Genomic DNA, 14733 nt, shown 5'->3' with positions numbered 1-14733 from the left:
GGAGTGTTTGGTCCTATGAACATGCGTGAGATCCAGAAAATGCAGCAGAAGCTGGTGAAGATGCAGGAAGAGCTGGAGAACAGCCAGTTTACCGGAACTGCTGGCGGTGGCGCTGTCACCATTACGATGAGCGGAAAATATGAGATCACGGCGGTGAAGATTGACCCCGAAGCGTTCTCACCCGAAGACATCGAGGAGCTGGAGGTCATGGTCAAGGCCGCAGCAAAAGATGCCTTTGATCGCGTGACGGAAGCACAGCAGCGCCTTGTTTCGAGCGCGACGGGCGGCATCAAGATTCCCGGCCTGTTCTAACGCTTCATAACTGTTCTTCAATCCCGATGAAGCAGGGAATGGAGGTTTTGGGGTGGCGCCGCTTGCATGCGAAGCACGCGTTGTTATGGTGCACTGCGAAACCTCCATACTGAAGCCTGTGCTCTCTGCTTGACGAGGGCGGGTTTTGGAGCAGCGCCCACGGGCTGCTGAAGGAGACAAACAACAGAAGACGAACTCATAAAGATCGTTGCGGCGCTCGTACGCGAGCGTCGAGGATGGAAGAAACGAACTGATGAGCGATATTGCACCACCAGTCGCAGCGCTGGTTGAGGAGTTTGCGAAGCTGCCGGGTATCGGCGTGAAAACGGCGCAGCGCCTCACCTTCCACGTGTTGCGTTGCCCGACCGATCAGGCGCGTCGTCTGGCTGAAGCGATCATGCGCGTAAAAGAGAGCATTATCTATTGTTCTCGCTGTTTTAATATCACGGAGAAAGACCCCTGTCCCATCTGTAGTAATCCCGCGCGGGAGCAGGATACCATCTGTGTGGTTGAAGAACCGATGGATGTGCTTGCGCTGGAGAAAACGGGAGCCTACAAGGGCCTGTACCATGTGCTGCATGGGGCGCTCTCCCCGATGAATGGGATCGGGCGGAAAGAGATTCGTATGGATGAACTCTTGCGCCGCCTGGAACGGGGAACTATCCGTGAGGTGATTTTTGCTACAAACCCCGGCTTCGAGGGTGATTATACTGCACGTGCCATTGAACGATGTATTAAAACCGAGTTGAGTGTTCCCGAGGTGCGCATTACTACACTGGCAAGGGGCCTCTCAATGGGCAGCTCGCTTGAATACGCTGACGAAGACACGTTAGGACGTGCGATTGAAGGGCGACGTGAACTCTGATTCTGTCGCCTTTCTTTTTTTCCACGGTTTTTGCTTCTGAGGTCCCGGCATCCAGCGGGCAGGTCTTGTTTTTTCATGTATTATAAGAGTACAGAAGGCATCATTTCTTGACACTTTGCCCTTATTATGGTACTCTTGTTCTACTTTCCCGGAAATAGTTCGTTGTTGTGAGTGGCTGCTATTTCCACTTTTGTTCCCTTGCCAAAGAAGTAACCAGAGGAAATCTATCTGAGGACGAAAAACGATCTGAAGATTGCGCTGTATACAGTTTTGAATTGAAAAAAGGAGGCGTGCAGGGGATCTTTTTTTGCCTCTGTGCGGAGGAAGCTGATGAGTAGTAAGAAAGAGAAAGCTCTTGTTGATCGCAATGCCGCCGCGAGTGATGCTGGAAAAACCGAGCGCGAGAAAGCTATAGAGCTGGCTTTGCAGCAGATAGAGCGCCGCTTTGGTAAGGGCGCTATTATGAAGATGGGTGACGCCCCGAAGATCCATGTAGATGTGATCCCGACCGGCTCTATTGCCCTTGACCTTGCGATTGGCGTTGGTGGTGTGCCGCGTGGTCGTATTACCGAGATCTATGGTCCTGAGTCTTCTGGTAAAACCACGCTCTGTCAGCATATCATTGCGAACGCACAGAAGGCCGGTGGCTATGCGGCCTTTATTGATGCCGAGCATGCGTTCGACCGAACGTATGCGGCTCGCTGTGGCGTTGATACACAGACCTTGCTCATTTCACAGCCAGATACCGGCGAGCAGGCGCTTGAAATTGTGGACTCGCTGGTACGCAGTAATGCCGTTGATGTGATTGTGGTCGACTCGGTTGCCGCACTGGTGCCACGCGCGGAAATCGAGGGCGAGATGGGTGACTCCCACGTTGGCTTGCAGGCTCGTCTGATGAGCCAGGCGCTTCGTAAGCTGACCGCGGCGATCAGCAATTCCAATTGCGCCGTTATCTTTACGAACCAGTTGCGCGATAAGATCGGTGTGATGTTCGGTAACCCTGAAACCACTGCCGGTGGTAAAGCGCTGAAGTTCTATGCCTCGCTGCGTCTGGATATCCGCCGTATCGACTCAATCAAGCAGGGGCAGGAAGTAACTGGTAACCGCACTCGCGTGCGCGTGCTGAAGAACAAGGTTGCGCCTCCGTTCAAGTCCGCAGAGTTCGACATTATGTACAGCGAGGGCATCTCTCGTGAGGGTGGCCTGCTTGATGTCGGTCTGGAGATGGGTCTTGTGAAACGCAGCGGTACATGGTTCACCGTCGGTGATATCCGCCTGGGTCAGGGCCGCGAGAACGCGAAAGAGTTCCTGCGCCAGAATTCCGATGTCGCTGCCGCGCTCGAGGAGCAGATCCGCAGCAATATGACCATCTTCGGTAACAACGAGGAGGATGGGGTTGAGACGACCGAGGTAATGGAGACCCCGGAAGAAGAGCCGCTGACTCTGGAAGAAGAGGGCGAGATCTAAGCGGTCCTTCGACCAGACTGCACACAAATGGAGGGAAGGCTTTTTGAAACCTTCCCTCTTTTTTGTCCCTTTGAACTGGCGATTAGCGCGCCTTTTTCCCTTTTTCCAGGATTTCCGGGAGCTTCTGTTCTAGCTGTTCTTCGTTGAGTCGTACAAGTGGCTTTTCCCCGGTTGAGAGCAGAGGTTCAAGCTCTTCACTTTCAATCAGAGGTGGCTCCAATGCCTTCGCAACGGGTTGTCGTTCGCGCCACCATGTAGCAATCTTTGCCGGGTCAACTTTGCCTAACTCGCCTGTCTCCGCGGCCTCCATTGACCAATCAAGAATGGCATCTTCAATGGAAACCTCATAGCCGGCTTTCTGGCTGAGCTTCCATTTATGATCCATGATGTCAAAGTAGGCATCCATCGGTTCCTGATCACTGGACAGGTTACGGCGAAGCATAAGGATCGTCGGTAAGTGATATCGTTCGTACCAGTCACGTGCAGCTTCTTCGATGCTGATGGGCCGTTTCTCGCGTTGGCTGCTCATAATCTGATGCCCCAGAATCATCTGATAGAGACGCGGTGCATACAGAGGCGGCATCGAGATATGAAGCAGCTCATACAATCTGCGCTGATACCAGCCGGGCAGAACGGTTGTTACCTGGAAGCGCTTGAAAACACGTTCCGTCGCTTCGGCCAGTGAAAACCCCCAACGATGGAGGGTGCGCAAGAAGCGTTGCGCTTGCAGCAGCGTGTCAAAGCCCTTGCTATGGGTAATCCGGGCATGTTCGCGCCGGAGCCAGCGATAGCGCCGCTCGAAGTAGCGGTAATCGCGGTCATCCAGCACTTTCTTGTCTTCCGGCAAGCCTTTTGCCTGGCGTAGATCTTCCGCCTGCCAGGCCAGAGACTCCCCGAACAGGGCTAAATCCTGCTCCCTCAGCTCGTCATTGACCGAATCGGGGAACAGTTCCGCTGTCTCTGCATCGGATAGAATCGCGAGAATTCGTCGACCATCAATACGTATCAGGACGTTCGCCAGTGAAGGGTCTCCCCAGTAGATGCCGTGCTCATGGAGCTCAACCATAAGGACAGCAACCGCTGAAAGAATCCGCTGTTTTGAGCGCTTTTTGAGTGGCAAGCGATAGAGCAGCACATGCGGGATCACGCGGGGGGCCAGACGGGTTACAGTATAGCCTCTATCCCCTTTGATATAGTCTCTGGCGCCCGGGATCCCCGGAATCTCAATCGGAATTGGTGGTGCGGCAACGGCCACGCTTCCAACCGGGCTGAGGGCTGGAATGCCTCTCCGCTCGATTTCGCGCAGGTTGCGGATTTCGCGCTCCGCCATATGAGGGGTTGTCTCCTTAATGGCATAGCGCATTCCCTGACACTCGACAAAAACGACCGGGTGCCGGGACTCGCCCCGCCGAATAATCAGCAGGTCTACACCCTGACTATCCCACTCGCTCAGCGGGGCATGCCAGGGCAACTTCTCCAATCTGTGCCGCTCGGATGGTGCCATGTTAAAGCGGATATCGGTTTTTGTTTTCACCTGTGTGTAAATGATAGCGAACCTCCCTGATGATTTTTTCAGTAAAGAAGCAACCATCCTTCCTTTGATTATAGTATATCGAGGGCATATGACGCAAACTCAGGCCGTAAATTAGTAAAATTGGATCCAGAGATTTAGAGCGAGATGAAAGGCCCGATAGCTTTCATGTAGACACTATGGGAGAGAATGGTGCTACCTGTCTATCCTTATTTCACGGTGTTGTAAGTGGTACCTGTATTGTAAAGGTACTCCCTTTTCCCCATTCACTGGCTACTGTTACTGTTCCTTTGTGATCCTGCACGATTCGCTGAACGATTGCCAGCCCCAGGCCGCTTCCATCCCGGTGGGCGCGGGCCTCGGCTGTGCGGTAGAAGCGCTCAAAGAGCAGAGGAATATCGTGTGCGGCAATCCCTGGCCCGGTATCACTGACGCGAAGCAGCGCCTGTTGTCCCTGCACGGTGAGCGAGAGGGAGACTATCCCCTCGGGCGGTGTATATTTCAGTGCATTGTCTATTAGCGCGACCAGAGCCTGCTTGAGCTGATCCGCGTCGCCCAGGACACACACCGGTTCCGTTTCCTGTAAACGCAGGCGCGGCCTGTTGCTCTCTTTAACACGATGATACTGGCGAAAAACGTCGAGCAGCAGGCTATCAAGCTTGACCTGACGGTGCTGTGGCGGTGCTGCCAGGCTGTCCGAACGCGCCAGCCAGAGAAGGTCGTTCACGAGGCGACTCATCCGTTCGGCCTCTGCCTGGACATCAGCCAGCGCTTCCTGTTGCTCCTCTGGCGGCAGATCCCGCGCCTTCGCAAGCAGATCGAGATTGCAGCGAATGGCAGTAATTGGTGCGCGAAGTTCGTGGGAGGCATCGGCGATAAAGCGTTGCTGCTCGCGATAGAGCCTTTCAAGCGCATCGAGCATGCGGTTAAAGGTTTCGGTGAGTGTCGTGAACTCATCGCGCACCAGGCCGGGCCTCTCGGGGAGACGCTTGCCAAAGTCGCGTGTCTCGCTAATCGTGCGGGCTGAGTTGGTGATGCGGCGCACGGTTCCGAGCAGTCCTCGACCGATCAGGCTATTGCCGAGGAGCGCCAGCCCAACAAGGAACAGTCCCTGTAGCAGATACATGCGCCGCAGCTCGTCCAGTCGCCGTTCAAGCAGGCGATAGCTTTGGGCGGTCTGAATAATATGGAGCGAATCGGGGCTTTTATAGGTAAAAACGCGGATACGCTCACTATGAAAGGTGATGGTGCTGTAGCGGCAAAGTGCTCCCATCTCTCGCTGATTGCAGTGCTCACCCTTTCCCTGAACAACGAGGCTTGCGCTTGCTGCATCCCAGGGAACCGGTGGCGGCGCCTGCGCCTGGATCCCGGTGTTCAGGATATCCTGCTCGGAGACGGTAGCAGTGGTTGCAAGCAGCGTAAAGCTGGAGTGCTCATAGCGCAAGACCTCGATTGCGATGGCCTCATCTCCCAGACCATTGAGCGCGGGAATGGTTTCAACGGGTGGGGTGGCTTGCATAAAGAGCATCTTACCCAGGCGCACGCTCAGGGCACGGGTTTGTAGCTCTCGATCGATACTGGTGTAGCCCTCTTGCTCGGTACGATTCAGCAGGAAGGCGCTGAAGAGCCAGAGCGCAAGTACAAGAATCAGCGTGTAGAATAATGTCAAGCGCCAGTGAAGCGGCAACGCATAACGTGATGCCTTGAACACATCAGGGCTCCTGAATACGCAGCACATAGCCAGTTCCGCGCACAGTCTGCAACAGGCGTGGCTCTCCATTCTGTTCCAGCTTGTTGCGCAAATGGCGGATGTAGACCTCAAGGACGTTCGGGCCACCCTCAAAGTCGTCCCCCCAGATTCGCTGCATAATCACCCCGCGGGGTAAGACGATGTGTGGGTTGCGCAGAAAGAGCGTCAGTAGCTCATACTCTGTTGTGCTCAGGTGGAAGGTGCGCCCGCCCCGGTGTCCCTGTCTGGTCGCGGTGTCCAGCTCCAGATCTTCAAAACGAAGCAGCTCGCGATTGATGCCTGCTGGTTGCTTCCGCCGCAACAGCGCCTTGACCCTGGCCAACAGCTCTTCAAGGGCAAACGGCTTGACCAGATAATCATCAGCGCCCAGTTCCAGCCCGCGTACACGATCAGGAATAGTGTCACGGGCGGACAGCATCAGAAGCGCGACGTCATTTTTTTCGGTGCGCAGGCGCCGACAGACCTCAAGCCCGCTGAGGTCCGGGAGCATGATATCCAGAATGACCAGATCTGGTGTCTGCGAACGAATCAGGTGCAGGGCCTGCTCTCCCGTGAAGGCACACGAGATCTGATAGCCTTCATAGCTCAGGCCACGACGGAGAGCGCTGATCACGCGGCTCTCGTCATCAACAATCAGTATCCGAGGGGTGAAGGGTGTGTCATATGTGTTTTTCATGCCAGCTTTTCCCGCTTCTACAGGAAACAACGTTTCAGTGCTACCATCTCATATCTGAAGCAGGCTGTCAAGAGGAACCTGAGTATGCTATGGTGTGACAGTACAGCAAAGAGCTGAATTCTATCTGAACATTGTTGAGAGATCGGAGCAATCTATGACAGTTCGCTTGCAAGCAAGTGATGATATTGAGCTACTGGTAACGTTGCTGCATGATGCCGATGAGGATGATGCGCGCATTCGCACGACGCTGACCAATCCCGCGTATATGTCTGCGGTGGCGCTGGTTGGAGAACAGGTCGTTGGCGCAGTCACGGTGCGCTGGCAGGAGGATGAGAGCGAGATTGAGTATGTCGCTGTGGTGCCAGAGGCCCGAGGGCGCGGCTATGGTAAGGAGATCATCGCGCAGGTGGTTGAGGAGGGTCGCAGGCGTAAGGTGGGCTCGCTGCTGGTCGGGACGGCTAATAGCTCATGGGAGAATATCGCGTTCTATCAGAAGTGTGGCTTTCGTATGGATCATGTGCGCCGGGATTTCTTTGCCTATATCCAGCCGCCAATTGTGGAAGATGGGATCCCGATGCTCGATATGCTGGTGTTGCGCTATCGCCTGTAAGCAGGATTGACCGGAGCGCGGCCAACCCTGCCACGGAAGAAACGATTATTCCTCGCTCTGTTCCGACTCGCGGCGCAGGGCTAGAAAGACAACAAGGGCCACAAGTGCCAGGACCAGTGGAAGAAGGATATTGATGTTGGAACCGGTGTGCTCTGGCTCTTCTGCCGGGTCAACAATCTCAACTGGTCTGTCGTTTGCTTCCTTTGCTGGATCAACCATGAACGTCGTTTCCTTTCAAATACGGAGTGCGCTGATGCACGCGTGCATCACTTCTATTATACTCGGGGTGTCACAAGAATCTTCCCAAAGCTCTGGCGGCTTTCCAGGCGGCTGTGAGCCCGGGCAATCTCTTCCAGCGGATAGGTGCTATCGATCACCGGTTCAAACACTTTTGCCGCGACCAGTTTCAGGACTTCGGCCAGATCTTGCCGGGTGCCGCCATAGGAGCCGATCAGCGTCATTTCTTTCGCGAACAGATTCCAGATATTCAGCGTGCTCTCGTTGCCGGTCGTCGCGCCGCAGGTGACCAGCTTGCCGTTACGGCTCAGGCAGGCGACGCTCTTTTCCCAGGTTTCCGCGCCGACGTGCTCGATCACGACATCTACGCCACGCTTATTGGTGAGGCGACGCACTTCCTTGAGAAAGTCCAGCTCATGGTAATGAATCACCTCATCGGCGCCTAGTTCAAGGGCCCGGGCGCGTTTCTCTTCGGTGCTGACCGTGGTAATCACGCGGGCCCCGCTCAGCTTGGCGAATTGGATAGCCGCGCTTCCGACACCGCTTCCTCCCGAGAGAATCAGCACATCCTGCCCGGGGTGCAGAGTCACGCGTTTCGTCAGCATATGCCAGGCGGTAATAGCTGCCAGGCCGACCGCTGCCGCTGAAAGCGTATCGACGCCCTCGGGCAGAGGCACAATATTTGTGGCAGGTACCCGTACATATTCTGCATAGCCGCCCTGGTTGCCAAGCCCCACAATGTCGCCTCTCAAGCAGATACATTCTTCGCCCGAGCGGCAGAACTCGCAGACACCACAAAAGAGATAGGGCGCAACAACGACAGCCTGTCCAATTTGCAGCCCGCTGACCGCGTTGCCCAGCGCCGCAATCTCGCCCGCGACCTCTGAGCCAGCGATGTGGGGCATGGGGGCTACTTTGGTGCGCCCGGTGCGTGAATAGATATCCAGCCGATTGATGCCACAGGCATGCACTTTGACGATCACATCTGTGGGGCCCGGAGTGGGTTCCGGTACGTCCTCAATGCGCAACACGCTTGTATCACCATGTTCGTGGAAAAGTGCAGCTTTCATGGATTCTCCTTTCAAATCTGCCCGCTTTACAGCACCTTCATCTGTTGCGATTGTGTTCCTCTTTCCATTGTATGCACAGGAGAGAGCGGTTGCAAGGAGCTTGCAGAAAAGGCATTCACCTTGACGATCTGGTTTGATCGCGCTATCATCCCTATACAGGCTTATCAATCATTTTGTAAGGATTTTGTGACTGGCGATGATGAACCAAATGCGAGGGCGCAACCTCAAGCACCTGGGATGTTTGACCGGGTTAACGATTGGCACGATTGTTGGAATTATTATTGCCGGCGTGCTGGCCGGTGCCTTTTTAGTGAACTATCAAATCGCGTCGTTGTTCTGGCTGATTCTGACTCTGATATGTGCGGTGGTAGGCTGGATTATCGGAGACAGGATATCTCCCAGGTTTGCTCAGTCTCAGAAGCCCGAAGAAACGTCTTCTGATTCTGCCGAGGACGCGGCACAACAGGCGTGAAGGCGTTGACAATAGAGAGTGTTCAGCCCGGCTTTTGACAACGGAAAAGGGCAGAGGTTTCGGGTTGAAACTTTTTCCTGGAAACAGGCGTGTCATGCAATAGTAGGGATTTGTATGGCAGGGTCTGGTATTTTCGTCAAATCTATGGTATAGTTTCTGTACATGCTACTATGGCTCTCTTTCCTTCTCCGAGAAAAGAGCATTGCCAGTGCGGGAGCAGCGTTGCTCAATGGCGATGATGCGAGTGATTGTGATTCCGTATCGCCGTGGCTGTTCCACGAAAGCCCGCCCGGATACGAGAATCCCCCTGAGTGCTGTCAATTTCACCTGTGTTTGAACAGTTCCGCTGGTCAGCACAAAAAAGGAGGATACCTCATGCAGTTTAACGAGTTTCGCCGTCCAGTCTCTGTTGATTTTGCCCCAAGCGGCAGCCGTTGCGAGTGGTGCGGGAAGCCCGCGGAGAGGCAGCTGACGGCTATCGGAGGAACCTACCATAACGAGAGCGGAACCTTTTGTCGCTCGTGTGGGGAGCAATTCGCTCAGGCTGTAATCAATTCAATTGCGATGACAACCATCACACCCGGACTGGAAAACTTCTAATTTTATTCTTTCCCTTCCTGAACCCTGTCTAGCGAACAGGGGAATGGTCTCTGTTGAGCCGCTGCGCCTCGAAAAGCCAGATACTCAATGCTGAAAAACAAAAGGCCAGCACTCACCCGAATGAGGCTGGCCTTTCTTGTTCTGCGTCTTGTATTTCTTTAGCTGCTATGCAAAACGCTGGATATATTGCTCAACGTCGAACTCTTTCGCTTTCTCAACCAGCTGTTGCGCTGCCTGGTCCATCGTCGGACGCTCTTCACGGTAGAGGAGACCAATAAATGGCTTTTCTGTTTCCATTGCCAGGGCCATTGCCTTTGCACGGTCGCTCGGGTCATGGTCTTCTGGTACAGGGGTAACAGCGGCATCCCAGGCATCAAAGGTATGGTAGAACGTCGGGCAGGGGCTAAGCGCATGGATGAAGGAGAAGCCCTTGTGCTGAATACCCTGCTCGATCAATGCTGCCAGCTCTTTGGGCTTGGCGGAATAGCCGCGAGCCACAAAGCTCACGTTGAGCGAGAGTGCGGTGAGCAGCGGATTGAACTGCGAGGCCATCAGGCCGTATGGCGTCGATTTGGTCACATGGCCATGCGGCGACGTCGGAGAGGTTTGCCCTTTGGTCAGGCCGTAGATCTCGTTATCCATCACGACGACTGTGATGTCAATGTTGCGGAGGGCGGCGTGAACCAGATGACCAGCGCCAATGCTGAAGAAGTCTCCATCACCGCCAACGGCAACAACCGTGAGATCCGGGCGCGCCATTTTCAATCCCTGAGCGACAGGCAGGGCACGACCGTGGACGCTGTGAAAGCCGAAGGTCTTCATGAAGTGCGGGAAGCGACTTGAGCAGCCGATACCGGAAACCACTACGGTCTGATCTGGAGCAAGTTTCATGCCAGAAATACCGCGCAGGGTTGCGTTCAGCACACCAAAGTCTCCACATCCCGGACACCATGTCGGTTTAACCGTGCTTTTATAGTCCTTCGGGGTGGGATTTATGATCGTTTGCGTCATTGTTTAACAAACCTCCTCAATGGCCCGGAGAATTTCGCCAGCGGTGAAGGGGATACCACCGAACTTATTCACGCGGGTCGCCTGAAGACCGTACTTTGCACCGAGCAGATTCGCCAATTGACCGGAGTAGTTACACTCGGGCACAATCACCTTCTGAACCGAATGGATGAACTCTTTGATCGTGCGGTCAGGCAATGGTGACAGAATCTTGAGATGCAGAGATGCCACTTTATATCCCTTAGCACGTGCGCGATCCACTGCCTCCTGAATGGTGCCCTCGGTTGAGCCCCACCCGATCAGTCCAATGGTTGCATCTGCATCGCCATAGCGTACGGGTTTGGGCAGCTCCTCGGCGGCAGTCAGCAGCTTGCGGAAGCGCTTTTCCATCATGGCTGTATGGTCTTCTGGTTCGTAGTCAGGGTGCCCATACTCATCGTGCTCCAGACCGGTCGCGACATAGGGGGCGGCTCCGGCTCCGGGCGCGGTCATCGGTGAAACACCGCTGGCAGTATAGGCAAAGCGGGCAAAGCCAGGGGCGCCAACAGGGGTCTTTTCCTCTGTCTCCTCGGTGGCTTCAGGTTTGAGGCGCTCCCAGATCTCTCCGGGTTTAAAGATATGTCTATCAACGCTCTCAACGCGGGCCGTTAGAGACTGGTCAGTCAGGAAAATGACGGGCATCTGATAGCGCTCTGCCATATTAAAGGCCAGGATCATCAGTTCATAGCAGTCGGCAACATCGGCCGGTGCCACGATCATGCGCGGGGTATCGCCGTGGCCTGCATGCAGGGCAAAGCTCAGGTCTGATTGCTCCATTTTTGTGGGCATGCCGGTACTTGGACCAGCCCGCTGGGCGTCGACGATGACGGCGGGAAGCTCGGCCATTGAGGAAAGGCCGATCAACTCGGTCATCAGCGAGAAACCAGGGCCGGAGGTCGCTGTCATGGCGCGTGCGCCACCGAATGAGGCTCCAAGCACCGCGGCCAGCGCGGCCATCTCGTCTTCTGCCTGAAGGAAGGTCCCTCCGACAAGGGGAAGCTCTTTTGCCATCGCTTCCATGATATCGCTGGCGGGTGTGATTGGATAACCTGCGAAGAAGCGGCATCTGGCGGCAAGTGCGCCCGCGACAACTGCCTGATTTCCGTTGAGCACGACTCGATCTGCCTTCTCGACTGCGCCTAGCAGATAAGGGTCATGTTTGGAAATGTTTTCCCGCACGTATTTCTGCGCAATGTCCAGTGCCAGCATGTTCTTTTCCATCAGAACCGGGTTGGCTTTGCGCGACTTAGACAGCTTGGATTGTACCACCTGGGTAATCGCTTCAATCGGAGGCCCGAACAGCGTCGCGATCGCTCCAAGCATGACGACGTTCTTGGTCTGGAAGAGCTGTACTTCCTTACGCGCAATCTGGTTGAACGGGATTGCGTAGGTGATGAAGTCGCCTGTCTCGGGAGTAAAATCTGCTGGATCATAGACCAGCACGCCACCGTGGCGCAGATCGCTCACATTGCGTTCATAGGCCTCTTTGTTCAAGCAGATGAGCACGTCGGCATAATCACCCATAGATTTTACCGGGTGATCGCTGATGCGCACCTGGAACATACAGGGGCCGCCGAGAATCTCGGCCGGGAACGTTCTGAAGGTATAGACATGGTATCCCCAGCGGGCGGCAGCCAATGCCAGGATGTCGCCTCCGGATATAACACCTTCACCCGATTCGCCTCCGATTCGGATTGTAACTTCGTTCTCCACTGAAAATCTCCCTCAGAAAAACGTTAGACCGCGCCCTATCCCGTGTAGCGCGGCTGAAAAAAGTGCTAGCGGGTTTCGCCTGTTTGGGGAGTTGACCTCAAGAGGCGGTTGTGTATAGTGCTTCACAACCAAAGAGGAAATTTGGCAGTGAGTCTTATGTTTGTTGCTACTTCCGGCTGAGCAGCAGTGAAACATGATGATGAGCCCGCTATCCTCCTCTGTTTCCGTTTCCTGTCTGCTTTTGTTTATAAACAAACATAATGCCTGATACAAAGAACATAAGGCTCTAAAAGTAGAACCTCACTTATGACTGTTTGTAATTATAGCATACTTGAGCAGAAGTGTCAGAGAATAGGGAAAAAACTCATCCTCCGGGAATGGTCTGGTTCTTTTGAGGTTCGTGGCCCTGCCCTACGCTCTCAGGTCGCGTGTGGAGCGTGATCAGCGGCTTGAGCACTGACGAAAGAGACAACCGGGCCCCGCTTGTCATAGCTCCATCTTTTTCCCCCTTTCCGACAAAAAATCTCTGCAATATCCTGGCTTCTGATCGGGTTGCACTGCTTCCTTGCTTTGATTGATTTCTTTTGCTTTTCTCTGTTTCAAGATATTCCATCAAATAGCATATTTTTGGGCGGCTGGTCACCTCTCCTTCCGGAGTTACGCCTGTTGCCTATAGGGCAGATGACCCATGTCAGAGCGCGTATGATCGAGTACACTGAGAGCGGTGCATATCGATGTCTATGAAAGGAGGGGCGGAATGATTCGGAATTTGTATCGTGTCTACCTCTATGCGGTCTATATTGCTTTATTGGATTATATCGTTTTTGCGACGTCGCGGTTTCTTGAAGCCCTTTTTCGCTTTGTGTTGCCTCATGAGGGGAATGTCTCCACGCAGTTCACACAGGCTACCATTTTCGCTGTTGTCTCCTGGGTGCTGGCTGGTGCGCTCATTGTGCTGCATGTCTGGCTGATTCGGCGAGATATCCAGAATCACCCGGAGGCACGAGGGAGCGCCATTCGACACTTCTTCTTGAATCTTGCTCAGGGAGCAAACGCGCTGACAGCCTTCTATACACTCCTCTTCGCGTTCCAGATCCTGACCTTGACGAACGGTGCAGGTGTACAGTGGTCGCTGGCGGCTGGAATCTCAACCCTGGCGCTCTGGGGCTGGCTGCAATGGGAGCGACAGCACTCGCTTCCTGCCACAAATGGCGCTCGTTTCTGGGAGCGTCTGCACCTCTTTGGGGTACAAGCAGTGCTTCTGCTCACGGTGGGCTGGCCGTGGGATAACGGAGTCCGTACCCTGATGGAGATGGGGATGCAGGGCAGTACTCGTCTCTGTTCTTATTATGGCAGTTACTCGTACTGTGAGACCTACCAGCTCTTCTGGGTCATTGTCAGTATGTTCTGGCCGCTTGCCTGCTGGTTCTTTTATGCCTGGCTGACCCGAAACGAGACGGGGAAAGTGGCACGTTTTCTGCTGCATGGTCTGGGCTTTGCCTGGGGGATAGTGCTGTTGCTCAACGGAGTGAATATGCTCGGGAATGTGCTGTTCTCGGCGCTATACGGGCACCCCTTGCCACTTAAGGAGATCTTTGGCAGAGAGGCAAATCATAACTTTCTGGTGTACCTTGTACTGGCGCTGATCGTGATGGGCGTTTATGTCTGGCTCTATGCGCGTGGAATGCGGCAAGGGCTGCTTGAGCGTCCTGTTGGGCGTCTGATCCTGGTGGCGATCGTGACAATTGTCAGTGCCGGGTCCTTCTGGGTTGGCTGTGGCCTGACTCTCTACAACGCGCTTCAGCTTGCCGATGTCAAAGCCTGGATCAATTGCCTTTCCATAATACTGGCGGGTCTGGCATTTGTGCCATTGGATCTCTACCTGCTGTGGCGAGTGCGACGCGATCCCCAGAACGCGCAGGGGCCACGGCGTGGTGTGGTGCTGTTCCTGCTTGGGGCGGGTATCCTGGCGGGCGTGATTGGCGCGGCTTCGGCGCTCTATGCCTTTGGCTCAAGTGTGCTTGGTTCCGCGTTGGAGAACGGAACGCAGGTCATGCATGCGGGCCTTTCCGCGTTTCTCATTGGCTTGATCCTTTTCTGCATCTACTTCCTGGCAGGATACCGCGAGCACTTATTGGTCTTCCACAAGGAGCCCGCGCCATCTGCACCGCAACTGACAACGCTTGAGGCGATCCTTGATGCGTTTCGGGCAGACCAGATCACGCGCGAGCAGGCGTTAACCGCTTTGAGAACCTATATGGAGATCCATCATCAGCAGGAGCCTGAAGTGCGGCCTCCGTCGGTGTCAGAAGAAGAGGCACGACCATCGAAGCCTGACGAAGAGCAATGACGAAGGGGAAACGGGCTGTTCAAATGAGCGGCC

General features: G+C 54.7%; 14 protein-coding genes. 7 read left to right on the top strand and 7 right to left on the bottom strand.

Annotation, left to right across the window (positions count from 1 at the left end; genetic code table 11):
* The first annotated feature begins 15 nt into the window (after positions 1–15).
* From KTH_RS15440 to recA, 3 genes are all read left to right on the top strand, one after another.
* Positions 16–312 carry a YbaB/EbfC family nucleoid-associated protein gene (locus KTH_RS15440; protein ID WP_111317524.1) on the top strand — a complete coding sequence of 99 codons (297 nt, stop codon included), beginning with the start codon at positions 16–18 and terminating at the stop codon, positions 310–312.
* Positions 313–565: 253 nt separating this feature from the next.
* On the top strand, positions 566–1177 hold the full coding sequence (gene recR / locus KTH_RS15435) for a recombination mediator RecR (RefSeq protein ID WP_111317523.1): 612 nt from the start codon (positions 566–568) through the stop codon (positions 1175–1177).
* Between the two features lie 330 nt (positions 1178–1507).
* The gene (recA, locus tag KTH_RS15430) at positions 1508–2644 is read left to right on the top strand and encodes a recombinase RecA (protein WP_111317522.1); all 1137 of its coding nucleotides are present in this window, start codon (positions 1508–1510) and stop codon (positions 2642–2644) included.
* Between the two features lie 82 nt (positions 2645–2726).
* Here recA and KTH_RS15425 read toward each other — a convergent pair whose 3' ends face one another.
* From KTH_RS15425 to KTH_RS15415, 3 genes are all read right to left on the bottom strand, one after another.
* On the bottom strand, positions 2727–4148 hold the full coding sequence (locus tag KTH_RS15425; RefSeq protein ID WP_211325978.1) for a DUF4032 domain-containing protein: 1422 nt from the start codon (positions 4146–4148) through the stop codon (positions 2727–2729).
* A gap of 241 nt (positions 4149–4389) precedes the next feature.
* Positions 4390–5886: a sensor histidine kinase gene (locus KTH_RS15420; RefSeq protein WP_170142246.1), complete on the bottom strand. Its 1497-nt coding sequence runs from the start codon at positions 5884–5886 to the stop codon at positions 4390–4392.
* Position 5887: 1 nt separating this feature from the next.
* The gene (locus KTH_RS15415) at positions 5888–6601 is read right to left on the bottom strand and encodes a response regulator transcription factor (RefSeq protein ID WP_111317519.1); all 714 of its coding nucleotides are present in this window, start codon (positions 6599–6601) and stop codon (positions 5888–5890) included.
* Positions 6602–6755: 154 nt separating this feature from the next.
* Here KTH_RS15415 and KTH_RS15410 point away from each other — a divergent pair, with 154 nt between their 5' ends.
* Positions 6756–7211 (top strand): GNAT family N-acetyltransferase, encoded by a 456-nt coding sequence (locus KTH_RS15410; RefSeq protein ID WP_137686079.1) that lies wholly within the window; start codon positions 6756–6758, stop codon positions 7209–7211.
* Positions 7212–7256: 45 nt separating this feature from the next.
* Here KTH_RS15410 and KTH_RS15405 read toward each other — a convergent pair whose 3' ends face one another.
* Together KTH_RS15405 and KTH_RS15400 are read right to left on the bottom strand one after the other, a co-directional pair.
* Positions 7257–7430 (bottom strand): hypothetical protein, encoded by a 174-nt coding sequence (locus tag KTH_RS15405; protein ID WP_170142245.1) that lies wholly within the window; start codon positions 7428–7430, stop codon positions 7257–7259.
* Between the two features lie 56 nt (positions 7431–7486).
* On the bottom strand, positions 7487–8518 hold the full coding sequence (locus tag KTH_RS15400) for a zinc-binding dehydrogenase (RefSeq protein ID WP_111317517.1): 1032 nt from the start codon (positions 8516–8518) through the stop codon (positions 7487–7489).
* 196 nt (positions 8519–8714) lie between these two features.
* On the opposite strand from KTH_RS15400, the gene KTH_RS15395 reads away from it, so the two are divergent.
* Both KTH_RS15395 and KTH_RS15390 read left to right on the top strand, forming a co-directional pair.
* Entirely contained in the window at positions 8715–8990 is a 276-nt protein-coding gene (locus tag KTH_RS15395) for a hypothetical protein (protein ID WP_111317516.1), read from the top strand.
* A 375-nt stretch (positions 8991–9365) separates the two neighbouring features.
* A complete protein-coding gene (locus KTH_RS15390; protein WP_137686078.1) occupies positions 9366–9590 on the top strand; it encodes a hypothetical protein in 225 nt (74 codons plus the stop codon).
* A 165-nt stretch (positions 9591–9755) separates the two neighbouring features.
* Here the strand turns inward: KTH_RS15390 and KTH_RS15385 are convergent, their stop codons facing one another.
* Complete coding sequence (locus KTH_RS15385) at positions 9756–10601, bottom strand: 2-oxoacid:ferredoxin oxidoreductase subunit beta (RefSeq protein ID WP_111317514.1); 846 nt, start codon at positions 10599–10601, stop codon at positions 9756–9758.
* A gap of 3 nt (positions 10602–10604) precedes the next feature.
* A complete protein-coding gene (locus KTH_RS15380) occupies positions 10605–12350 on the bottom strand; it encodes a 2-oxoacid:acceptor oxidoreductase subunit alpha (protein WP_111317513.1) in 1746 nt (581 codons plus the stop codon).
* Positions 12351–13107: 757 nt separating this feature from the next.
* Here KTH_RS15380 and KTH_RS15375 point away from each other — a divergent pair.
* Positions 13108–14700 carry a DUF5671 domain-containing protein gene (locus KTH_RS15375; RefSeq protein WP_111317511.1) on the top strand — a complete coding sequence of 531 codons (1593 nt, stop codon included), beginning with the start codon at positions 13108–13110 and terminating at the stop codon, positions 14698–14700.
* Positions 14701–14733 lie beyond the last annotated feature (33 nt).

It is taken from the genome of Thermosporothrix sp. COM3 (genome assembly GCF_059696735.1).
The sequence above is the reverse complement of the archived record's forward strand: the minus strand, read 5'-3'. Positions and strand labels throughout refer to the sequence as shown.